This is a genomic window from Meridianimaribacter flavus (assembly GCF_004366715.1).
GTDB lineage: Bacteria > Bacteroidota > Bacteroidia > Flavobacteriales > Flavobacteriaceae > Gaetbulibacter_B > Gaetbulibacter_B jejuensis.
Genome location: NZ_SOQZ01000003.1, coordinates 260983 through 278422 on the forward strand (window position 1 = coordinate 260983; position 17440 = coordinate 278422).

Here is a 17440-nt window from a genome sequence, read left to right on the forward strand (position 1 = left end):
ATTTAATGAAAAATTAAGTGTTAACCATACCTAAAGCAGTATTTAATGGATAATTTAGATTACGGTATTATTGGAAATTGTAGAAGTGCAGCATTAATTTCAAAAACAGGAGCTATAGAATGGTGTTGTTTGCCAGAGTTTGATTCGTCTTCGGTTTTTGCAAAAATTCTGGATGAAAAAATAGGAGGAAGCTTTGATATTTTAGTAGATGAGAGTTTCTCTATAACTCAGGATTATATTGAAAACACTACTATTTTAGTTACTAAATTCAGTAACGGAATTGACACTTTTGAGATGCACGATTTTATGCCTCGATACTACAAGCCTAATGGTGATTACCAATCTCCACCAGAAATTATTAGGTATTTTAAGCATATTTCAGGGAAACCAACATTTAAGGTTAATTACAACCCTAAACTAGAGTATGCTAAAGGAAATACTGAAATGTATGTGAAAGACCATTTTATAGTAAGCCTAACCTATGGTGAAAAGTTTGATACTTTATTTTTATATACCAATTTTGACAAACAAAAAGTGGTTAATGGTAATGAAATTGAATTAACTGCTGATGGATATTTTCTCTTAGGTTATAACGAAAAAGTGTTTGAGACTACTGTGGATAGTATCTTTTTGGAGCACCAACGTACTAAGGTGTATTGGTTAAACTGGATGGATAGAACACCAACCTACAAGCTATACCAAAAGCAAATAGCTAGAAGCGCTATGACCTTAAAGTTGCTTACATATGATAAAACTGGAGCAGTTTTAGCTGCAGCTACAACCTCATTGCCTGAAACTATTGGAGAAGTTAGAAATTGGGATTACCGTTTTTGCTGGATTCGAGATGCATCAATGGTAATTAAAGTGGTTTCAAAATTAGGACATAAAAATATAGCTAAACGCTACTTAAAATTCATTATCGATTTAATACCTGATAAAGATGAAAAACTTCAGATTATGTATGGTATTAATAAAGAGAAAAAACTTACCGAATTTTCATTAGACCATTTAAGCGGTTATAAAAACTCAAGTCCTGTAAGGGTAGGTAATGCAGCTTATAAACAAAAGCAGAATGACATTTATGGTATTTTGATGGACGTAATTCACCAACAGTTTGTAAACTTTTCAATGGATATTGAAAATACCGAAGAGTTATGGACAATTACTAAAGGTATTGTTTGGGTTGTTAACAAGCACTGGCGAGAAGCTGATAAAGGTATTTGGGAATTTAGAGCAGAAGATAGACATTTCACATTTTCAAAAGTACTGTGTTGGGTAGCAGTTGATAAAGCAATTAAAGTTGCTGAGTTACTTAACAAGACTAATAAAATTATGAAGTGGAAGCTTATAGAATCTGAAATACGAGAGGATATAATGCAAAACGCTTGGAATAACGATGTAAAAGCCTTTACGCAATCTTATGGTTCGTCAGATTTGGATGCATCTGTATTGCTAATGGAACCTTATGGATTTATTGATGCTAGAGATCCTAAATATGTAAGTACAGTAAATGCTATTGAAAGAGAGTTGAGTAATGATGGTTTATTATATCGATATAAAAACAAAGACGATTTTGGGTTGCCATCGTCGTCATTTACAATATGTACGTTTTGGTTTATAAATAGTTTATACAAAATAGGAGAGGTGCAAAAAGCCAAAAAACTATTTGATAAACTATTGTCTTATAGTAATCATCTAGGGTTGTTTAGCGAAGATATAGACTTTAAAACCAAACGACTTTTAGGTAATTTTCCACAAGCGTATTCGCATTTAGCGTTAATTGAAACAGCAATTAACCTATCTAACATCACAGAGCAGGAACGTGTTATGGATACAATACTTAAATAAAATTACTTTTTATAGTTGAATTTTACGACTTCTATTGAACCATCTTTTTGGTGAATGTCAACATAAACATTCATTTCATTGTCAGAGATGCGTTCAAAGGTCATGCCTTCAAAAATCACTTTGTTTGGTGTGATCTCTTTTAGAGGGAAATCTACAGTTTCATCCTTGGTTTCCCAACCTCGTAATTGGCTATCAAAATGTTTAAGCTGAAGGATTAAGCTGTTTTCAACCTCTCTAATAATTTCAATTTCGTAAAACGAAACTTTGTTGTCGTTAATTAATTTAAACGTCGCCATCATTGAGCCGCCTGATGGTTTGCTCCAGTTTTCTTCTGTAATTCCACCAAATGCTTCACCTTTCCAATTGCCAGCTATCCAAGCACAATTTTCTAATTTTGGTTCGAGCTTGGTTTCAGTGTTTACAGGAATTTCTGCTTGAGTAGTTTCAGCAGCAATTAATAATTTGGTAGCTTCAGGATTGGTTGTTAATCTTGTAATAGTTGTAATTCCGTAGGAAGATAAATCAGTTACGGTCTTCCAATTGTTGTCTTTGTTTAATGTGAATTTTTGTAAACTACTTCCTTTACCAGAAAGAATAGTTATATGATTAAGCCAACAAATGTCCTCAACACCTTCAATGGTGTTTGCAATGGTTTTTATAGCTCCTGTTTTTGGGTTTAAAGACTTAATTTTCCATTGGGTTTCATCCTCTTTTGAAATAAAGCTTACTAAGTTTGAATTTGGAATTTTATGAAACGAACGACCAACATTTGTTGCGTATTTTTTTGAAATACCTTTATTAACGTCAGTGATATAAAGGTTTAATTCGGTGTCTTCAATAACGGCAGATACAATTGTGTTTTCATCGTACCATGTGTAATAAGCAACTACAAGGTCTTTGATTATTTCAGTAGATTCCGAAGTTTTTAAGTTGTACGCATATAAACGCTGTTTACCATCAGGATCTAATCTTACTGCCGAAACTGCATCTTTATTCGGAATTTTTAAAGGTGTGTATTCTCCACCTTCTGTAAAGTTTAACCATGTTTTTGAACCATAGTTTGTATGATATTTTATAATGTCTGTTTGACCATTTCTGTTTGAAGAAAATAAAATATAGTCTTTGTTCATAAAAGAAGGTTGGTTGTCATAACCTTCATTATTAGAAATGTTTTTTCCTGATGTTACACTAATATTAGAACTTGGAGATTCAATGTTGAATAAAAATATTTCGGTGTCTTGTTGAGAAAAAGCAAAAGCAGATAGCAAAAAAGTAACACTTAATAAGACGATTTTTTTCATAGATTCAGTAATTGATTTTTAAAGGTAATAAAAAAGTCGGCTATAATTAGCCGACTTTTCAACATTTGAACTAGCCTATAGTTTTAAAAACAATATTTATTTTCTGCTTTTACTTTTTCAGCAATTGTATTTCTTAGCTCAACTACATTAGGGTAGTTTGCGTATTTTGTAAAACGTTTTAAGCCCATAAGCATTGCTTTTTGTTCGTCACCGTCAGCAAAGGACACAATACCTTCTAAGCCATTTTTCTTAACAAGTTCAACAGCATTGAACAAATACAATTTAGCCATTGCTATTTGTTCTTTTTGCTTGTCTTCACCAAAACGTTTAACGTTTTTCTCAGTTCTTAAAATTGTTGATTCTGCCATATATATTTCAATTAAAATATTAGAAGCAGCCATCATTAATTGCTGATGCTTTTCTAAGTCTGGTCCATATTTTTGAACTGCAGCACCAGCAACCATTAAGAATACCTTTTTAAGTTTAGCGATCATTTCTTTTTCTTCTGAAAATAACACAGAATAATCTGGCATATCAAAAGAAGGAATACCCATTAATTCATCTTTTACAGCCATTGCAGGACCTAATAAGTCAACATGACCTTTCATAGCTTTTTTAACTAACATTCCTACTGAAAGCATACGGTTAATTTCGTTTGTGCCTTCGTAAATACGAGCAATACGAGCATCTCTCCAAGCAGCTTCCATAGGCGTTTCTTCAGAGAATCCCATACCACCAAAAATTTGGATACCTTCATCTGCACAACTTTGTACGTCTTCAGAAACAGCAACTTTTAAGATAGAACACTCAATAGCATATTCCTCAACACCTTTAAGTTCTGCTTCTTGATGACTATTGCCTTGAGCCATTCTTATAGCTATACGGTCTTCAATATTTTTTGCAGCTCTGTAACACGCAGATTCACCAGCATAGGCATTAGTAGCCATTTCAGCTAATTTAGATTTTATAGCTCCAAATTCAGCAATAGGTGTTTTAAATTGCTTGCGTTCAGTTGCATATTGTACACCAGTTGTAGTAATACGTCGTTGTGAATCTAAACAAGCAGCAGCTAATTTAATACGACCTACGTTTAAGGCATTCATAGCAATTTTAAAACCGTTACCACGCTCTGACAACATGTTTTCTACTGGTACTTTTGTGTCGTTAAAAAATACTTGACGTGTAGAACTTGCGCGAATACCAAGCTTGTGTTCTTCTTCACCTAGAGTGATACCATTTTCAGGATTGTTTTCAACAATAAATCCTGTAATGTATTTATCGTCTTCAATACGAGCAAACACAATGAAAAGGTTACAGAATCCAGCATTTGAAATCCACATTTTTTGACCATTGATGATATAATGTTTACCATCATCGGACAATTTAGCGGTAGTTTTACCAGAGTTAGCATCACTTCCGGCACCTGGTTCGGTTAAGCAGTATGCTCCGAACCATTCACCAGAAGCCAACTTTGGCACATATTTTTGTTTTTGTTCTTCAGTTCCATAAAGTGTAATAGGCATGGTTCCAATTCCAGTATGCGCACCAAAAGCAGTACTAAAAGATCCTGTACCACTAGAAATGTAATCGCATACTAGCATAGTAGAAACAAATCCCATTCCCATTCCGCCATATTCTTCAGGAACAGCAACGCTTAAAAATCCCATTTCACCAGCTTTTCTCATACATTCTTCAGTTAAAGCATAGTCTTTTGCTTCAAATCGAGCTTTGTTAGGGATAATTTCTCGGTCGTTAAATTCAATTACCGATTCCTTCATCATTTGTTGTTCTTCTGAAAAATCTTCAGGAGTAAAAATGTCTTCGCAGCTAGTTTCTTTAACTAAGAATTGACCACCTCGTAAAATATCTTTTTCTGTTGCTTCCATTGCAGTATATTGTTAAATAAGTTTAGTTTAAAAATTCAAAAATTCCGCAAGCACCTTGTCCTGTACCAACACACATGGTTACAGCTCCATATTTACCTGCCATATTGCGTTTGCGCATTTCATCAAACAGTTGAACTGAAAGTTTAGTTCCAGTACAACCTAATGGATGACCGAGTGCAATAGCACCACCATTAACATTAACAAGGTCTGGGTTTAACCCAAGTTCACGAATTACAGCAATAGATTGCGATGCGAAAGCTTCGTTAAGCTCAATAAGTTCTAAATCGTTTTGTTTCAAATTTGCTTGAGCTAATGCCTTTGGAATAGCTTTTACTGGACCAATTCCCATAATACGAGGTTCAACACCAGCAGCAGCATAACTTACTAATCGTGCAATAGGCTTTAAACCTAATTCGTTAACCATGTCTTCGCTCATTACCATTACAAAAGCAGCACCATCACTCATTTGTGATGAATTTCCTGCGGTTACGCTTCCGCCTTGAGCGAAAACAGGACGAAGTTTAGCTAAAGCCTCTAGGTTTGTACCTTTTCTTGGGCCTTCATCTTTATTTACTGTATAAGTTTTGGTTGCTTTTTTACCGTTTTCGTCAATGTATGTTTGCTCTACATTAATAGGAACAATTTGATCTTGAAAACGGTCTTCAGCTTGCGCTTTTAAGGCTTTCATGTGAGAATTGTATGCAAACTCATCTTGATCTTCACGAGAGACTTTAAACTGGTTTGCAACAGCCTCTGCAGTATTTCCCATTCCCCAATAATAATCTTCATGACCAGCTTTTACTGTGTCGTAATTTAATTCTGGTTTAAAACCTGTCATAGGTACTGCACTCATACTTTCAGCTCCACCTGCAATAATACAATCGGCCATTCCTGCTTGTATTTTGGCAGTAGCCATACCAATGGTTTCTATTCCTGAAGAACAAAAACGGTTTACGGTAACACCAGGAACATCTACAATATCTAATCCCATTAATGAAATCAAACGTGCCATGTTTAGTCCTTGTGCGCCTTCAGGCATTGCGTTGCCAACAATAACATCGTCAATACGTTTTGGGTCAAGGTTGGGCAGTTCTTTCATCATGTATTTGATGGTTTCTGCTGCCAGTTCATCAGTTCTTTTAAAGCGGAACAATCCTTTTGGTGCTTTACCAACTGCTGTTCTATATGCTTTTACTATATATGCTGTTTTCATGTTTTCTTAGTTTCTTAAAGGTTTCCCTGTTTTTAGCATGTGCTGAATACGCTCAAGTGTTTTACGTTCGGTACAAAGACTTAAAAATGCTTCACGTTCTAGGTCTAATAAATACTGTTCGCTTACAGCTGTAGGTTCGCTTAAATCACCACCAGCCATTACGTAAGCCAATTTATTGGCGATTTTTTGGTCGTGTTCACTTATGTAGTTACTTGCCTCCATAGAGTCAGTACCTACTAAGAACATACCTAGCGCTTGTTTACCTAACACCTTAACGTCTTTACGTTTTATTGGTTGCGTGTAACCTTGTTCTGCCATTAATTTAGCATAGGCTTTTGCAGTTGCTATTTGGCGGTCTTTATTCACTACAACAACATCTTTTCCTTTTTGAAGTATGCCTAAATCAAAAGCTTCGTAAGCAGAAGTTGATACTTTTGCCATACCTATGGTTAAGAAATATTCTTGAAGTACGTTAAGTTTTACATCGCCTTTGTGGAATAAATCTGAAGCACGTAAAGCCATTTCTTTAGAACCTCCACCACCAGGAATTACACCTACACCAAACTCTACAAGTCCGATGTAAGTTTCGGCCGCAGCCACAACTTTATCAGCATGAAGCGATAATTCGCAACCACCACCTAGTGTCATACCATGTGGTGCAGCAACTGTTGGAATAGCCGAGTAGCGCATACGCATCATCGTGTCTTGGAAGTATTTGATAGCCATGTTCAATTCGTCATATTCTTGTTCTACAGCCATCATGAAAATCATACCAATATTGGCACCAACTGAGAAATTCGCAGCTTGATTACCAATAACTAATCCTTGGAAATCTTTTTCAGCTAAATCAACTGCTTTGTTCAATCCTGCAAGTACGTCACCACCAATGGTGTTCATCTTACTTTGGAATTCGCAGTTTAATATACCATCTCCTAAATCTTCAATAACAACACCAGTATTTTTGAATACTTCTTTGGATTTTCTGATGTTATCTAAAATGATAAATGCATCTTGACCAGGTATTTTGATTTGTGTTTTTGAAGGAATATCATAGAAATAAGAAGCACCATCTTTTACTGTATAGAACGATTTACTACCAGAAGCTAACATGTCGTTTACCCATGAAGCTGGTTCTAAACCTTCAGCTTTCATAATTTCCAAACCTTTTTCTACACCAATAGCATCCCAAATTTGAAATGGACCATGTTCCCAACCAAAACCAGCTTTCATAGCATCATCAATCTTGTAGAGTTCATCGGTGATTTCAGGAATTCTATTAGAAACGTAGGCAAACATAGCAGCGAAATTTTTACGATAAAAATCGCCTGCTTTATCTTTCCCGCCAACTAGAATTGGAAAACGATCTATAACTTTATCTACTGTTTTGGTAAGTTCTAAAGTGGCAAATTTTGCCGATTTTTTCGATCTGTATTCAAGTGTATCAAGATCTAGTGATAAAATTTCGCTTTTACCATTATCACCTTTTACTTTTTTATAAAATCCTTGACCTGTTTTGCTTCCTAGCCATTTGTTTTCCATCATGGTGCTGATGAAATCTGGTAATTTGAACAGTTCATGGGCTTCATCATTAGGACAATTGTCATAAATACCGTTGGCAACATGTACCAAAGTATCTAATCCAACCACATCAACAGTACGGAAAGTAGCCGATTTTGGTCTTCCAATAACAGGACCAGTTAATTTATCAACTTCTTCAATAGTTAAACCCAAATCTTTTACTTGATGGAATAACGATTGTATACCAAAAATACCGATACGATTTCCAATAAAAGCAGGTGTGTCTTTCGCTACTACTGAAGTTTTACCTAAGTATTGTTCGCCATAACCATTTAAGAAATCAAGAACATCTTGCGATGTTTTTGGTCCTGGAATAATTTCGAATAATTTTAAGTAACGTGCTGGATTAAAAAAGTGCGTTCCGCAGAAATGTGCTTGAAAATCATCGCTTCTGCCTTCACTCATAAACTTAATAGGAATACCAGACGTGTTGGAAGTAATCAAAGTTCCTGGTTTACGATGTTTGTCAAGCGTTTCAAACACTTTCTTTTTAATATCTAAGCGCTCTACAACCACCTCAATAATCCAATCTACATCAGCAACTTTTGCAATATCATCTTCTAAATTACCAGTAGTAATCCTGCTTGCAAAATTTTGATGATAAATAGGAGAGGGTTTTGATTTTAAAGCGGTTTGTAACGAGGTGTTTACCAAACGGTTTCTAACCACTTTGTCTTCTAGTGTTAAACTTTTAGCTTTTTCGGCATCGGTAAGTTCTCTAGGAACGATGTCTAATAGTAGTACTTCCACGCCAATATTGGCAAAGTGGCAAGCAATACCACTACCCATTATTCCGGATCCGATAACTGCTACTTTATTAATAATTCGTTTACTCATTATTATATATTGTTATTTGTCTTGTTTGTATATTTTTTTGTTTGAAATCATATCGTTAATCAACTCAGCAACTTCATAAAAGTGATTGATTTTTTCTTGTGTGATATTTTCTCTAATAGCTTCGTTAAAGGTTAGTACCTTTTCGCGAGAGTAGGCTCTTTTTTCTCTACCAAACTCTGTGAGGTGAATTAATACACCACGACCATCTTCTGGGTTTGGTTTGCGCTCAATTAAACCACGAGTTTCCATAGTTTTTAATATTCTGGATAATGAAGTAGCTTCCATTCCCATTTTTGGACCTAATGAGGTTGAAGGTGTTCCTTTTTCAGGGTCAATGCTTAATAGGGTAAAACCTGTAGCCATTGTGCTTTCAAACTTAGAGGCTTCTTCGTTATACATTTTGTTTACTGCTAACCATGTGGTTCGCAATACGTAATCGATGGTTTTGTCTTTCATTCAAAAATTTTAAACTTTTCAAATATAATAAAATTTATTATGCATGCATAATAAATAATAATAATTTAACATAAAAAAACACCTTGTATTAAGGTGTTTGTAATTTTAAGGCTTATTAATTGTAGATTTTATCGTAAAGTTCCTTATGAATGTTTTTGATGACATCTCGTTTCATTTTCATAGTAGGAGTGAGATGACCACTATCAATTGACCAAATAACTGGTGTTAATTCAAAACGTTTTATCTGTTCCCATTTACCAAAATGCTTGTTGCAATTGTCAACTTCTTTTTGAATTCTATTTATAACTTCTTCTGAAGAACAAATAGCTTCAGGGGAATTTTCTATATTTTTCTTTTTACGTTCTATCCATTCAGAAACAAACTCAAAGTTAGGTTGAATAAATGCAGCTGGCATTTTTTCGCCTTCACCTATAACCATTGCTTGTTCAATAAAACGGGATTGTTTTAAGTACCCTTCTAAAAGTGGTGGAATAATATATTTACCACCTGAGGTTTTAAACATTTCTTTTTTGCGACCAGTAATTTTAAGGAAGCCTTCAGGGTCTATTTCACCTTTGTCTCCAGTATGAAAATAGTCGTTAGTCATTACACTAGCTGTTTTTTCTGGATCTTTATAGTAACCCATCATAACGTTGGGTCCTTTTATTAAAACTTCTCCATCATCAGCAATTTTAACTTCAACGTTGTCTATTGGTATACCTACACTACCAACTTTAAACATGTTGTCTGCGTATTTACCAACCGACACAACTGGCGAAGTTTCAGTAAGTCCGTAACCTTCCATGACTTGCATTCCTGCAGCGCAAAAAATTCTTGTTAACCTAGGTTGAAGTGGAGCACTACCAGACACCATTGTGCTTAAAGTTCCGCCAAGAGCTTCTTGCCATTTGCTGAAAATTAATTTGCGAGCAATACTTAATTTGAATTCATACCAAAAGCCATTTTGTTTATATGGTTTCCATTGCTCACCAAGTTCAACAGCCCAATAAAATAGTTTTTGCTTGATACCTGAAAGATCTTCGGCTTTAGCCATAATTTTATCGTATACTTTTTCAAGTAAACGCGGAACAACACTCATAAGGTGTGGTTTTATTTCTTTAGCATTATCACCAATTTTATCTAAACCTTCGGCAAAGTAAATGGAGGTTCCTGCATATTGATAAATGTATATGAGTACGCGCTCAAAAATATGGCAAATAGGTAGGAAACTTAAAATTCTAGTTTCTCCTTTTATGATGGGTAATCTTTTAGAGGAGTCTAATGCATTACTAGTAATATTCCAATGAGACAGCATAACTCCTTTAGGTCTTCCTGTAGTACCAGAGGTGTATATAATAGTTGCTAAGTCTTCAGGTTTTACTGAGTTTTTTCTGGCTTCAACTTCTTCTTGATTACTTGTGTCTTTACCTAGCTCTAATAATTCAGAATAATGCTTGCAACCTTTAATGTGATTAAAAGAATATACGTCTTTTAGCTTAGTGTTTCCTATTACTTTATTTACTTTTTCTAGAACTTCTTCGTCTGATACAAAACAATAAATTGATTCGCTATGGTTTAATACATATTCATAATCCTCAGCAGAAATTGTTGGGTAAATAGGAATATTTTGAGCACCTAATTGTAGCACTCCAATATCAACAATGTTCCATTCCGTTCGGTTGGTTGAAGATATTACAGCTATTTTATCGTTTTTTTGTATACCAAGTTTTAAAAGTGCTCTACTTAGTGCATTGGCTTTGTCAATATATTCTTGAGTAGATGTTGCAATCCATTCACCATCATATTTTGTCACCAAAGCTTTTTCAAGGCTATTGTTTTCCAATTGATAGTATGGAAAGTCGAAGAGTCTAGTAATTTCTGTCATTGGGTTTCAGTACTATTGAAGACTCGCAAATTATGAAATTACAAATGATTTTCAAATATGTTGTTAAAAAAAAGGGTGTTATTTTAAGATTTTGATGTTTTATAGTCTTATAAATTAAGGATATATTAAGAGTGCTAGTTTAGAAAAAGAAAAAAGGCCAAGTTTAAAAACTTGACCTAATGCATGATTAATAGCTATATTATTCCCTAAATAATTAACTTTAAACTTCAAAATTACTTGTTTAGAGCTAAGGTTTTATGTAAAAAATCGTCAAAATGAAAGTTTAATATCTTATCTTCTTGTAGAGCATGTCCCTGAGTATTGGGTGTTTAGTGCCAAAAAGTTGTTTAGGTGTTTTGCCGCTAAACTGCTTTACATCTCTTGAGAAATGGGAGTAATCATAATATTTAAATTCTTCAATAGCGCTAAGCATATCTATATTATTTGCTTCTAAATGTCTAACAATGTAATTGAACCTAATTAGTCTTAAAAATTTATTGGCAGTCACACCTGTTGCGGTTTTAAAATAACGATTTAACGATGAGTGTGAAATATGAAATTCATCAATTATATTAGTTACATTAAGCAAACCATTATTGATGAAGATGTAGTCGATAATATCTGAAATTTTACTTTTTTTAACCCACTCAGCATAAAAAGGTTTTAAATGCTTGTCAATTATTAAAATGTAATCGTTGTGCGCTGCTGTTTCAATTTCACGATGTAAGTCATCAACTACTTTTTGAGAAACGATATGACTTATTTTAGAAATAGCACCTTGAGTATTTACGTTGGTTTTAGAGATTTGATAGAATCGATCAGTATTCATCCTAATAACAACAAACCAGCTGTTTTTTTTCGCAACAATATTGAAATTAGGCATTATTGAATTTATAAAAACCTTAGGAAGAGTATAGTTTTCTTTTTTGTTGTTAATTGAAATATCACCATAAACCAATACTAAATAACTATAGCCTGTTGAGGTAATAATGGTTTCAAAGTCTTGCTCGTATTCAAGTTTAACCATATTTGAAAACAAAGGATGGTTTTTAATTTCTTTGGATAGAGATAATTTAGGCAAAGTTGATGCAGTTTTTAATGTATGTAATTAATACACTGGTGCTTGATGATATAGTAAATGTATTAAAATTAAAAGATTTAAAAAAGGCCAAAACAATTTATAGTCTTGACCTTTTTTAAGTTGATTAATAGCATCGTTTAATTTTTACTGCTTAATAATTTTAAAGCTTTCAGTTTTATTATTGCTTGCTAGCTTTAGTATGTATATTCCTGTTGGTAATGATGTTACATCTATAATTGATGTTTTAACGCTATTTGATTTTAGAACTTCTTGTCCTTGTACATTGTATATACTATAGTCAAACTGCTGATTCTCTGTTTTTATGTTTAGTATATTACTTACTGGGTTAGGATAGATTTTAAAATCTATAGTTGAAACATCACTAATAGTTAAAGTCGATTGAAGTTCATAAGCGCCAATATCTATAGTGCCGTCAAATAGCCTTGGATTACCTGCTAAATCTAGATTAATATCTGGTATAGTGGCATTTGTTCCTGCGTTGACTAGAGGAGAAGATGTTGTTAATGCGTAATCACCGTTTAAATTAGGAGCTGTGTTGGCTAGTATAGGATTAACAAATGCTGGATTTGTAGTCATCATCAAGTTTCCAACTCCAGTATTGTTAAAGTCTCCGTTTAATGAGTAACTTATATCGCAGCTTGTACATTGTCCCATATTAGGAAAAGCAAACCCAGCATCATTTCCACTTACTACTGAATTTGTCATAGTAAAGGACTCTCCTATATTTCCACTAGTAGGCACGTAAGCAAATACTCCACCATTGTAATTGTCTGCATAATTTCCTGAAACAGTAATGTTTGTAACAGTAGTAGTTGATGTAAATAAATACATGCCACCACCTTGACTTATTGCTTTGTTACCAGAGAATAGAGCGTTTTCTATGGTTGTGTTTGCATAGCGAGTTTCAAGAGCACCACCTGTTGCAGCAGAATTGTTTTGAAACGTTGTGTTAAAAATTACTAATTCACTCATTGTGATATCTGCTAGTACTTCGCCTGATTGAGGTTGTACTCCGTGGAATGCAATAGCTCCTCCAATGCTAGCTGTGTTACTAGTAAATTTACAATTAGAAATAATCATGTTTGCTTCAGAAGCATATATAGCACCACCAGATGTTTGTTCAAGACCACCAGTTGTTGGAACATTTCCGTTTTGAAAATGAATGCCATCTATAATAGTACCTAAACTTTGAATATTGAAGATTCTAGAATTATTATTGCTACTAATTATTGTGTTTTCTATACCGTTTCCAAAGAATGTAAGTGGTTTGTCTATAAATATTTCACCTGAAGTTAAAATAATGCTACTTCCATTAAGTGCTGGATCAAAAGAGATTGTTGTGCCATCGCAAGCATTTTCAATAACATGACGTAAAGACCCTAGACCACTATCTGCCGTAGATGTAACCATAATAGAATTTTCGCAAGCTATGAAAAATTCATAAGCTCCTAAATCTACAGTTGAATTGTATATTCTTGGGTTTCCATCTAAATCTTCAGTTAAGTCTATGAAATTGTTGTCGCCAGCATCTATGGCAGGAGAGCTATCGGTTAATTTGTAACCATCAACATATATAGGGTCTGCGTTTTCAATGTTATTTCCACCATCATTTACATTTGGAGGAATGCTACCATTGTTTCCAGAAGTAATATTAAAGAATAAACAATGTGATACAATAGGAGAGTTCGCTCCTCCATTATTTATATTTCCGTTGCTACCACTGTTATTAGTGAATATACTATTTGTAGCCGTAACGTTACCAGCAAATATATGAATACCTCCACCGTGAGTGGCAATATTGTTTGCTATAGTACAATTTATTGTTACAAGACTTCCACTTTCGGCTGAAATTGCGCCACCACCAGCAGTTGCAATGTTGTCAAAGAACAAGCTATTGGAAATAGTAGTTGTAGTTGAACTGTTACCAAAGTTTATTATAGCACCACCAACACCATTATTAATTCCGTTTCCGTAGGCGGTATTGTTTTTAAAGATGCAGTTGTTTATGTTTATGTTTTCAGCATTTCTAATATAAATACCAGCTCCAGCACGACCAATGGCTACTTGCGAGTTATCAGAATCATCATCAGCATAACCATTTTCAATAATAAATCCATCTAATGTAACATTGTTTTCGTTTAAGGTTATAATAGTATGTGAATCTCCAGAATTTGACGTGTTGTCATTGTTTAAATCTCCTGAAAGAATAGTTAAATTTTCTGACCAGTTACGTTCACTTGCTGTAATTTCGGTGCCATTAAAGCCTCCAAGAACGGTTATATTATTAGGAATGATAAAACTGTCGGTTTCAAGTAAACCTGGTTTGTATGTGCCAGATGCTACCCATATTTCATTAGCGCATATAGCATTGTTGATAGCATCTTGTAGGCTAGTGAATGCGTTGCTCCAATTGCTTCCATCATTTGCGCCAGTTGCATTAGCATTTACATAAAGAACATTAGGTGAGCCAATACAAGAATCAAACTCATAAGCTCCTCTGTCAATATTAGAGCCAATGATACGCTCATTACCATCTAAATCAAATGTTGAATTGTTATGTGTTGAAAGCCCTGAATCTATTGCACTTGAGGTTTCCGAAACTCTAAAATTTTTATTTAAAGCATCAATAAACAAAGGGTCGTTAGATGAATTTGAGTTTGTGTTGCTGTAAATGTTTTTTATAATGCAATGTGTTGTGTTTGAGTTGGATGCGTAAATTTGCGTGTTTAATTGCGTATTGTCTGGGTCATTAGACCTTGTGTTGTCCCAAAGAATTGAATTGTGAATGTTTACTGTTGCGGTTGTTCCGTTCCATACTCTAATGCCAGCTCCAGCTTCAGAATCGCCATCATTTTCTGTTAATGTGCAGTTAACAATATTATAGGTTGTTACACCATTATCTAATATGCTTATTCCGCCACCTGTTCCTATATTACCATAAAATAAACTATTTGTGATGTTTACAACACCATCATCATTAGCGTTTTGTCTTGACCAAATAGCACCTCCATTTAGATTTGCTGAGTTGTCATTAAAGATGCAGTTTTTAATATTTACATTTAAAGTGGCTTCACCAGAGAATGTATTTATAGTTATCGCTCCGCCACTACCATTATTGCCACTAGAAGTGCCTGTTGAGATGTTGTCTTTAAATGTGCAGTATTCAAGGTTTATACCTACAGTGCTTCCTGTTACACCATCTAAAAACAATGCTCCAGCAGAGGTTAAAGATTGGTTGTTTTTAAATATACAGTTTTTTACAGTTGGAGTAGAGGTGTCACTACCTGATGTTGTTCTGTTTAACCAAGCACCACCTCTTTGTCCATATGTTTCTATTTTTACAGCATTTCCTTTTTCAATGGTAAACCCATCTAATAGCATATTGTTGCCTACGTTAGTTGTTTTAATGATATTATAACTGTTGTCATTAATTTGATTTGGAGTGTTAATGTCGCCACTTAAAACAGTTATGTTATTTTCCCAATCTCTTTGATTAGAGTTGGTTTCAGTACCGCTAAAGCCGCCAAGTATTATTATGTCTTCAGGAAGATGAAATGATTCATCGCGATTACCTGCTATTTGGTTGTTGCCATCATCTGGATAATAGGTTCCTTGAGCTACCCAAACTTCTTGTAATGTAATTCCACAACTTGAGTTGTACATATCCAAAGCGTTTTGTAATGACGAAAATGCATAAGCCCAAGAGCTGCCATCTTGATAAGTGCTTGTATTGTTTGCGTTGACATATATTACATTATTGTTGAATGTTGGACATTCAGACGAGCCATTTTCATACGGTCCTAAATCTATGTTACTACCATTTAATCTTAAATTATTGTCTAAATCCCTTAAACTGTTATTGTAAGAGTTATTTCCTGCTCCAATTGCGGGAGATGTATTTTGTAATCTGTAATCTTGATTAGGAACATCCTCAAAAAGCGGATTAGAATCTAAAATATTTGTTCCGTTACTATAACCACCTTGTATAATATTTGTGTCTGCAATACCATTAAAGCTTTGAATATTGGTTGTGTTATTCCAAATAATAGAATTGTATAAAGTATTTCCATTGGTAGCATTTAAGCGTAAGGCAGTGCTATTGTTTGAAAATGAAGAATTGGAAATATTAATTATTCCATTTCCATTACTTAAAGCAATAGAAGCATTGTCGTTAAAAAGAGTGTTTGTTATTGTTAGTGTTTTATTATCGTTTAAATTTATAATATAAGGTATGCTATTGTTAGAGAATTGACACTTGTCAATAAGGATGTTACCATATGGATTAATTACAGAACCTAAACTGTGTACAGATGAATTACCAGAAAAAGTACTTTTTGATATTGTTGCGTCTGTACCATTGAAATAAATAGCAGAACCACTTATACCATTATTTGCTGTATGTGAATTGTTAGTAAAAGAGCAATTTTCTATAACAGGTGGTAAACTACTGCTTCCACTAGTATAAATAGCTCCACCACCTGAACCTGAAGAGTTACCATCAAAAATTGAATTTTTAATAACTGTGCCTTCTGTTGTCCCCATATAAAAGGCGCCTCCTCTACTTGCTGTATTTGATGAAAACGTACAATTATCAATAATAGGACCTCCATAGTCCCAGTTTAAGGTGTTGTTATAAATAGCACCACCTTCGTTTGCCATGTTTGTTTCAAAAGTACAGTCTCTTATTATTAAGCTTCCTGGTTCAATTTCTACAATATATATAGCGCCACCTTTGGCGTTGTAAGAAGTAGTGTTTATTGCTTTATTATTTATGAACTTGCAATTTGAAATAACGGTAGCGTTTGCACCTCGTGCAAACATGCCTCCGCCCTCATTACTTCCATAACCACCTGAATTATCTGCATTGCTATTTGTAATTGTAAAACCGTCTATAACATTGTAGTCGCCAGATGTTCTAAAAATGGTATAGACAAAGTTTTGGTCATTATTGTTTTGTTGTATATCACCATTTAGAATTGTTGGGTAGAGTTCTAGGTTTCTAGAGTTATTACTTGCGTTATAACCACCTAAAAGAGTAATGTAGTTTTTGTTCAACAAAAAATAACTAGAACGATCGTTGTCGGTTTGGGAAGCACCTAAATCCGGATAGTAATTCCCTTGAGCAACATGTATTTCATCATAACTACTGGCTGCATTTAAAGCGTCTGTTAAGTGTTGATATGCATTTGCCCAAGATGTGCCATCGTTGTTTCCACCAGAAACATTAACATTAACATAAATAGTGTTTTGAGCTATAGGTGTTAATGAAAATAGTAGAAATAGTAATTGTAGTAGTTTTTTCATAACTATATAGGTTGTTGATTCGATATGCTA

General features: G+C 34.1%; 9 protein-coding genes. 1 reads left to right on the forward strand and 8 read right to left on the reverse strand.

What is annotated here, in order from left to right; translation table 11 throughout:
* The first annotated feature begins 45 nt into the window (after positions 1-45).
* The gene (locus tag A8975_RS08265; RefSeq protein WP_134199723.1) at positions 46-1848 is read left to right on the forward strand and encodes a glycoside hydrolase family 15 protein; all 1803 of its coding nucleotides are present in this window, start codon (positions 46-48) and stop codon (positions 1846-1848) included.
* A gap of 2 nt (positions 1849-1850) precedes the next feature.
* Here A8975_RS08265 and A8975_RS08270 read toward each other — a convergent pair whose 3' ends face one another.
* The 8 genes from A8975_RS08270 to A8975_RS08305 all read right to left on the reverse strand — a co-directional run bounded on the left by A8975_RS08270 (position 1851) and on the right by A8975_RS08305 (position 17410).
* Complete coding sequence (locus tag A8975_RS08270) at positions 1851-3149, reverse strand: DUF6265 family protein (protein ID WP_134199726.1); 1299 nt, start codon at positions 3147-3149, stop codon at positions 1851-1853.
* A gap of 83 nt (positions 3150-3232) precedes the next feature.
* Positions 3233-5035, reverse strand: a complete 1803-nt coding sequence (locus A8975_RS08275) for an acyl-CoA dehydrogenase family protein (RefSeq protein ID WP_131508370.1) — start codon at positions 5033-5035, stop codon at positions 3233-3235.
* A gap of 22 nt (positions 5036-5057) precedes the next feature.
* On the reverse strand, positions 5058-6248 hold the full coding sequence (locus A8975_RS08280; protein WP_129761281.1) for an acetyl-CoA C-acyltransferase: 1191 nt from the start codon (positions 6246-6248) through the stop codon (positions 5058-5060).
* 6 nt (positions 6249-6254) lie between these two features.
* Entirely contained in the window at positions 6255-8663 is a 2409-nt protein-coding gene (locus A8975_RS08285; protein ID WP_134199729.1) for a 3-hydroxyacyl-CoA dehydrogenase/enoyl-CoA hydratase family protein, read from the reverse strand.
* Positions 8664-8675: 12 nt separating this feature from the next.
* On the reverse strand, positions 8676-9119 hold the full coding sequence (locus A8975_RS08290; RefSeq protein WP_129761284.1) for a MarR family winged helix-turn-helix transcriptional regulator: 444 nt from the start codon (positions 9117-9119) through the stop codon (positions 8676-8678).
* Between the two features lie 115 nt (positions 9120-9234).
* A complete protein-coding gene (locus tag A8975_RS08295) occupies positions 9235-11004 on the reverse strand; it encodes an AMP-dependent synthetase/ligase (RefSeq protein ID WP_134199732.1) in 1770 nt (589 codons plus the stop codon).
* Positions 11005-11287: 283 nt separating this feature from the next.
* Complete coding sequence (locus tag A8975_RS08300) at positions 11288-12085, reverse strand: helix-turn-helix domain-containing protein (RefSeq protein ID WP_131508378.1); 798 nt, start codon at positions 12083-12085, stop codon at positions 11288-11290.
* Positions 12086-12229: 144 nt separating this feature from the next.
* A complete protein-coding gene (locus A8975_RS08305) occupies positions 12230-17410 on the reverse strand; it encodes a T9SS type A sorting domain-containing protein (protein ID WP_134199734.1) in 5181 nt (1726 codons plus the stop codon).
* Positions 17411-17440: the final 30 nt, after the last annotated feature.